This is a genomic window from Bradyrhizobium pachyrhizi, from assembly GCF_001189245.1.
Taxonomy (GTDB): domain Bacteria; phylum Pseudomonadota; class Alphaproteobacteria; order Rhizobiales; family Xanthobacteraceae; genus Bradyrhizobium; species Bradyrhizobium pachyrhizi.
In genome coordinates this window covers 184,962-191,251 of record NZ_LFIQ01000084.1, presented here as the reverse complement: position 1 = coordinate 191,251, position 6,290 = coordinate 184,962, and the positions used below count along the sequence as shown (strand labels likewise).

6 protein-coding genes are annotated in these 6,290 nt (G+C 66.1%); all 6 read right to left on the bottom strand.

The annotated features are described in order from the left end of the window. Positions 1–93: 93 nt before the first annotated feature. Positions 94–1,176, bottom strand: coding sequence for a Sel1 repeat protein (locus AKL29_RS19685; protein ID WP_050385257.1), 1,083 nt, complete (start codon positions 1,174–1,176; stop codon positions 94–96). Next, positions 1,173–1,874 carry a thiamine phosphate synthase gene (locus tag AKL29_RS19680; protein WP_050385256.1) on the bottom strand — a complete coding sequence of 234 codons (702 nt, stop codon included), beginning with the start codon at positions 1,872–1,874 and terminating at the stop codon, positions 1,173–1,175. Before AKL29_RS19680 ends, AKL29_RS19685 begins: the two co-directional genes overlap by 4 nt. After that, complete coding sequence (locus AKL29_RS19675) at positions 1,875–2,915, bottom strand: class I fructose-bisphosphate aldolase (protein WP_050385281.1); 1,041 nt, start codon at positions 2,913–2,915, stop codon at positions 1,875–1,877. It lies immediately after the preceding gene. Positions 2,916–3,105: 190 nt separating this feature from the next. Next, positions 3,106–4,173 carry a class II fructose-bisphosphate aldolase gene (gene fba, locus AKL29_RS19670; protein WP_028332808.1) on the bottom strand — a complete coding sequence of 356 codons (1,068 nt, stop codon included), beginning with the start codon at positions 4,171–4,173 and terminating at the stop codon, positions 3,106–3,108. Positions 4,174–4,215: 42 nt separating this feature from the next. Beyond that, positions 4,216–5,412 carry a phosphoglycerate kinase gene (locus tag AKL29_RS19665; RefSeq protein WP_050385255.1) on the bottom strand — a complete coding sequence of 399 codons (1,197 nt, stop codon included), beginning with the start codon at positions 5,410–5,412 and terminating at the stop codon, positions 4,216–4,218. 143 nt (positions 5,413–5,555) lie between these two features. Continuing rightward, on the bottom strand, positions 5,556–6,290 hold a 735-nt coding region (locus AKL29_RS19660), incomplete at its 5' end, for a type I glyceraldehyde-3-phosphate dehydrogenase (RefSeq protein ID WP_244482191.1).

Sequence of the window (6,290 nt, the reverse complement as noted above, 5' to 3'; positions counted from 1 at the left end):
CTCGCTCCGCTCGCACCTCAGGATGACGGGAAACGGCCTGTGGCGCCCTTAGTTTCGGACTGGGTGCCCTCTGGAAGTGGCGCCGTCAAGGCGTCATTTGACGTTGTTTCCGATCCATTTTCGCGCGGCTGCTTCGCCCTTGGCGCGGTCTTCCGGGCTCATATCGGCCAGGATGTCGTCGAGATCGGGGTCGCCCTTGCCGGCGGTCTTGGCGACCGTGTGCCATTTCAGCGCCTCGACCTTGTCCACCGGGGCGCCGGCGCCGGTCGCCAGCACATGGGCGAGGCGGTTTTGCGCGATAGCGCTGTTCTGCCGGGCCGCCTTGCGCAGCAGCGCGACCGCCGCCGGCACGTTCCGCGGCGTGCCCGAGCCGTTGTAGAGCGCGATGGCATATTCGACCTCGGCATCGACATTGTCGGCCAGCGAGGCGGCCTGCAGCAGCCGCGCCGCCTTCTCGAGGTCCTTCGGCACGCCGGTGCCTTCCTTGTAGAAGGTCGCGAGCGCGTATTGCGCCTCGGGGCTGCCGGCGTCGGCGGCCATGCGCAAGAGCTCGGCGGATCGGCGGAGGTCCTGCGGCAGGGTCTGGCCGTCGAGATAGAGCAGCGCGAGATTATAGGCGGCCTTCGGCTCGCCGAGTTTGGCCGACGACGCCAGCAGCTTGACCGCGGCATCCTTGTCGACGGTGCCGCCGCGACCCGCGATCTTCATCATGGCGAGCGCGAACATCGCCTCGCGGTCGCCGGCGTCGGAGGCGCGCTTGTACCACTCGTCGGCCTTGACGTAGTCGCGCTTGACGCCGAGCCCATTGGCATAGAGCTCGCCCAGCATCGTCATGGCCTTGGCATCGTTGTTGTTCTGCGCGCGCACGGTCGCGAGGTCGAACGCGGTCTTGTACATGCCGCGCTGATAGGCGCCGTAGACGAGGTCGACATTGGGATCGTCGACGGCCTGGGTCGGGGTCGGCGAGGGAGTCGGAGATGCGGCAGGCTTCGGCGTCGCGGAGGCGGCGGGCTTGGGCGTCGGCTTCTTCGCGACCGGCGAATGCACCTTCGGCTTCGGAGCCTCCTTCTTCGCGGGCGGCGTCTGTGCCGGCGGCGTGATCGAGAGCTGCGCCATCGCGCCGCTCGCCAGCATCGTGCAGCCGAGCGCAACACCTATCGGACGCAGGCATTTCATTCCGGCGTCATCCCTCGGCCTTTCCGTCGGCCTTGGCCCTGCCGAATGTGCCCGGCATGCGCTCGCGCAATCGCGTCGCCGATCTCGACAAGCGCCGCCTTGGCGCCGCGCGGATCGGACCAGATGAACTCTCCGACCAGCACGAAATCGGCGCCGGCCGCCGCGAACGCCTCGGCTTCCTCGCGCGAGGTTGCAAAGCCGACGCAGGGCGGTTCGAACAGTTCGTCCCACCATTCCAGCCGCTCGGCGATGGCCTCGCGCGAAGGCCGCTGTCCGTTGGCGTCGGGCTCGCCGAACAGCACGTAGTCGGCACCGGCTTCGCCCGCGGCCATGGAATCGTGGCGGGTCGCGAGCCCGCCGACGCCGACAATGCGGTCGGGTTTCAGCGACGGCACCGCCTCTTCCATCGCGGCGGTGCCGGTCAGATGCGCGCCGTCGGCGCCGGCGCGGGCCACGACATCGGGGTGACCGTCGATCAGCAGCGCCGCGCTGGCGTTCTGGATCGCAGGCGCCAGCGCCTTGATGGTGGAGATCATGCTGCGCGGATCGCTCTCGCGCAGCCGCACCAGCACGGCCGCGACATCGGCCGCGGCAAGCAGCTCGGTGAGCTCGGCCGCAAGCTGAGCGGGCTCATCGACCACCGGCGTTGCCAGATAGAGGCGCGGCGCTGGCCGCGGCGGAACGGGCTTGGTCGCCAACTACGCCGCCTGTTTCTCGAGGCCGGCTTCCCAATCGCCGGTGCTCGCGAGCCCGTTCATCCGGGCGCGATGCGAGAAGGCGCGCTGGCCCGCGGGGACGTTGTCGGGCTTGCCGGACCACGCCTTCTGCGGCGCCGCTTGCAGCGCACGGCCGTAGGAGAAGGTCAGTTTCCAGGGCAAATTGCCGATCTTGTTCATGGCGTCGAGGTGGGCGGTTGCTTCCTCGTCGCTCTGTCCGCCAGAGAGGAAGGCGATGCCGGGCACCGCCGCGGGTACGCAGCTCTTGAGCAGGCGGATGGTCTTCTCGGCGACTTCCTGCACCGGCGCCTGCTTGGGGCACTTCTTGCCCGAGATCGCCATGTTCGGCTTCAGGATCATGCCTTCGAGCGCGACGCGCTGCACCCGCAATTCCTGGAAGGTGCGGTTCAGCACGCGCTGCGTCACCTCGTAGCAGCGGTCGATGTCGTGATCGCCGTCCATCAGCACTTCCGGCTCGACGATCGGGACGATCTGCGCGGCCTGGCACAGCGCGGCATAGCGCGCCAGCGCATGGGCGTTGACGCGGATCGCGGTCATGGTCGGAATGCCGCGGCTGCCGGCGCCCGAGCCGATGTCGATCACGGCGCGCCATTTCGCAAAGCGCGCACCGCGCTCGTAATATTTCTTCAGCCGCTCGGCGAGCTTGTCGAGGCCGACGGTGACGAGTTCGCCCGGGCAGTTCGGCAGCGCCTGCGTGCCCTCGTCGACCTTGATGCCGGGGATCGCGCCGGCCTGCTCGATCAGCTTGACCAGCGGCGTGCCGTCCTTGGCATTCTGCCAGATCGTCTCGTCGTAAAGGATGACGCCGGAGATGTACTTGCTCATCGCCTCCTGCGAGCGGAACAGCATCTCGCGATAGTCGCGGCGATTGTCCTCGGTCGAATCGACCTTGATGGCGTCGAACCGCTTCTTGATGGTGCCGGAGGATTCGTCGGCGGCGAGAATGCCCTTGCCCGGGGTGACCATGGCAAGCGCGATTTTGTTCAGGTCGGAGAGGTTCATCGGGGCGTCCTCCAGAGCCATTGCCTTTGCAAACCAAAATAGGCGGTTCTCGGGCAAATGCCTAGAAAACGTTCGTCGCGGCCGGTGTTTGTCGCAGCCGGCGATCAAGCCCTCGGGACACCGTTTCCGACTGCGCCGGAGCCGGTGTCCCGCCGTAATGTTTCAGGCGATATGTTGTCAGGCAACCTTGTCAGGCGACCTTGGGGTCGAGCTGGCCCGCGGCGTAGCGCTTGGCCATTTCCGCCGTGGTCAGCACCTTCTTGATCTTGCTGGCCTGGCCCGCGGTGTTGAACTCCTGCAGGCGCTGCTTGCACAGCTTGGTCATCGCCTCCATCGCGGGCTTCAGGTATTTGCGCGGATCGAACTCTTCCGGATTGTCCTTCAGCACCTTGCGGATCTGGCCGGTCATCGCCATCCGGTTGTCGGTGTCGATGTTGATCTTGCGCACGCCGTTCTTGATGCCGCGCTGGATCTCGGCGACCGGCACGCCCCAGGTCGGCTTCATCTTGCCGCCATTGGCGTTGATGATCTCCTGCAGCTCCTGCGGCACCGACGAGGAGCCGTGCATGACGAGATGCGTGTTCGGCAGCTTGCGATGGATTTCCTCGATCACGTTCATGGCGAGGATGTCGCCGTCGGGCTTGCGGGTGAACTTGTAGGCGCCGTGCGAGGTGCCCATCGCGATCGCCAGCGCGTCGACCTTGGTTTCCTTGACGAACTTCACGGCCTCGTCCGGATTGGTCAGCAGCTGGTCGTGCGACAGCTTGCCCTCCGCGCCATGGCCGTCTTCCTTGTCGCCCATGCCGGTCTCGAGCGAGCCGAGCACGCCGAGCTCGCCTTCCACCGAGATGCCGCCGAGATGGGCCATGCCGGTCACGGTCTTGGTGACGCCGACATTGTAGTCCCAGTCGCCGGGGGTCTTGCCGTCGGCCTTCAGCGAGCCGTCCATCATGACCGAGGTGAAGCCGGCCTGGATCGCGGTCATGCAGGTGGCGGGCTCGTTGCCATGATCGAGATGCACGCAGACCGGGATCTGCGGGTAGATTTCGGTGACGGCATCCATCATGTGCTTGAGCATGACGTCGTTGGCGTAGGAGCGCGCGCCGCGCGAGGCCTGGATGATGACGGGCGCGTCGACCTCGGAGGCTGCCGCCATGATCGACAGCGCCTGTTCCATGTTGTTGATGTTGAAGGCAGGTACGCCGTAATCATGCTCGGCCGCGTGGTCGAGCAGTTGCCGCAACGTAATGCGAGCCATTCCATTTCTCCCTGTAGTGCAAGTTCGCGGATGTGACCTAAATCAACCTTTTTTCAAGACTTCGACGCCTGGCAGCGGCTTGCCTTCCATCCATTCAAGAAACGCGCCGCCCGCGGTCGAGACGTAGGAAAAATCGCCGCCCACGCCCGCCTGGTTCAGCGCCGCGACGGTATCGCCGCCGCCGGCGACCGAGATCAGCTTCTTCGTCTTGGTGCGTTCGGCGGCATGTTTGGCCGATACCACGGTGCCGCGGTCGAACGGCGTCAGCTCGAAAGCGCCGAGCGGGCCGTTCCAGACCAGCGTCGCCGCGTCGTCGATCGCGGCATGGATGCGCGCGATCGATTGCGGACCGACGTCGAGGATCATGCCGTCGGCCGGGATCGCATCGAGGCCATAGGCGTGCGACGGCGCATTGGCGGCAAACTGGTTGGCGACGACAGCGTCGACGGGGAGGATGATCGCACAGTTGGCGGCGTTGGCCTTCTCCATGATCCGCAGCGCGGTCGGGGCAAGATCCTTTTCGGCGAGCGACTTGCCGACGGCGACGCCCTGCGCGTGCAGGAAGGTGTTGGCCATGCCGCCGCCGATCACCAGCGCGTCGACCTTGCTCACGAGGTTTTCCAAGAGGTCGATCTTGGTCGAGACCTTGGCGCCGCCGATGATCGCGATCACCGGCTTGGTCGGCGCTTCCAGCGCCTTGCCGAGCGCGTCGAGCTCGGCCTGCATGGTGCGGCCGGCATAGGCCGGCAGCTTGTGGCCGAGGCCCTCGGTCGAGGCGTGGGCGCGATGCGCGGCGGAGAAGGCGTCGTTGACCCAGATGTCGCCGAGCTTGGCGAGCTCTGTAACGAAGCCGGCGTCGTTCTTCTCTTCCTCCTTATGGAAACGCGTGTTTTCCAGGCAGAGGATGTCGCCGTCCTTGAGGGTCGCGACAGCGGCGGCCGCGGGCTCGCCGATGCAGTCCTCGGCGAAGGCCACCGGGCGCTTGATCACTTTCGACAGCGCGTCGGCGACCGGCTTCAGCGATTCCTTGGGATCGCGTCCCTTGGGGCGGCCGAAATGGGCGAGCAGGATCACCTTGCCGCCCTTGTCGGAAATTTCGGTGATGGTGGGGGCCACGCGCTCGAGCCGGGTGGCGTCGGTGACGCGACCATTTTCCATGGGGACGTTGAGGTCGACGCGCAGCAGCACGCGCTTGCCCTTCAGGTTGACGTCGTCGAGGGTGCGGAACGATTTTGTCATGAGCGTTTCCTGTGCGGCCGGACACCGCCGTCCGACGGACGGCGTCGCTTTCGCTTGCCGATGTCGCGGCCGTTGAGGTCGCGAACGCAGGGGGCAAACACGCAGATGCCCGGCGGTGAGCCGGGCATCACGAACAGTCGAACTTAAACCAGCTTGCCGATCGCGACGGCGGTGTCCGCCATACGGTTCGAGAAGCCCCACTCGTTGTCGTACCAGGACATCACGCGCACGAAGTTGCCGTTCTGCACCTTGGTCTGGTCCATGTGGAAGGTCGACGAGTGCGGATCGTGGTTGAAGTCGATCGAGACGTTCGGCGCGGTGGTGTAGCCGAGGATGCCCTTGAGCTGCTGCTCGGACGCACGCTTCATCGCCTCGTTGATCTCCTTGACGTCGGTTGCGCGCTTGGCGACGATCTTGAGGTCGATCACGGAAACGTTCGGGGTCGGAACGCGGACCGAGACGCCGTCGAGCTTGCCCTTCAGCTCGGGCAGCACGAGGCCGATCGCTTTCGCGGCACCGGTCGAGGTCGGGATCATCGACATCGCCGCGGCGCGGCCGCGATAGAGATCCTTGTGCAGGGTGTCGAGCGTCGGCTGGTCACCGGTATAGGCGTGGATCGTGGTCATGAAGCCGGTCTCGATGCCGACGGTGTCGTTCAGGACCTTGGCGACCGGCGCGAGGCAGTTGGTGGTGCACGAGCCGTTCGAGACCACCAGGTGATCCTTGGTCAGCGTGTCGTGGTTGACGCCGTAGACGATGGTGGCGTCAGCACCGTCGGCGGGCGCAGAGACCAGCACGCGCTTGGCGCCGGCGGTGAGGTGCGCGGAAGCCTTGTCCTTCGCGGTGAAGATGCCGGTGCATTCCAGCGCGACGTCGAC